The sequence below is a fragment of the Citrobacter sp. S55_ASV_140 genome (assembly GCF_018919505.1).
GTDB lineage: Bacteria > Pseudomonadota > Gammaproteobacteria > Enterobacterales > Enterobacteriaceae > Citrobacter > Citrobacter werkmanii.
The window spans coordinates 1-611 of record NZ_JAHLQZ010000424.1 but is presented as its reverse complement, the minus strand read 5'-3'; the positions used below and the strand labels follow the sequence as shown (position 1 = coordinate 611).

1 protein-coding gene is annotated in these 611 nt (G+C 51.9%); it reads left to right on the top strand.

The window, feature by feature from the left end:
* Nucleotides 1-127: 127 nt before the first annotated feature.
* On the top strand, nt 128-611 hold a 484-nt coding region (locus tag KQJ18_RS24325; protein ID WP_216422997.1), incomplete at its 3' end, for a (Fe-S)-binding protein.

Below are 611 nucleotides of genomic sequence, written 5' to 3'. Positions count from 1 at the left end.
ACATTATGAACCCAGGCATTAGTAAAACGAGCAAACCGAAAAACTGGGTGTGAAAGACGATTGAACCTTTGCTTGATATAGCAATATCAAGCGCAATAAACAGAAATGAAGCAATGGAGTGGTTATTGTGAATGTAAATTTCTTTGTTACCTGCATTGGTGACGCACTGAAATCACGGATGGCACGAGACTCCGTATTGCTGCTGGAAAAACTGGGTTGTCGCGTGAATTTCCCCGAGAAGCAAGGGTGTTGCGGTCAGCCAGCCATCAACAGCGGTTACATCAAAGAAGCGATCCCCGGGATGAAAAACCTGATCGCCGCGCTGGAAGACAACGACGATCCGATTATCTCTCCGGCAGGCTCCTGCACCTATGCGGTAAAAAGCTACCCGACCTATCTGGCCGATGAACCTGAGTGGGCGATCCGTGCTGAGAACGTTGCTGCGCGTATGCAGGATCTCACTTCCTTTATCGTCAACAAACTGGGCGTGGTGGATGTCGGCGCCAGTCTGCATGGCCGCGCCGTATATCACCCCTCCTGTAGCCTGACCCGCAAGCTGGGTGTGAAGGAAGAGCCGCTCACACTGCTGAAAAACGTGCGCGGGCTGGAGC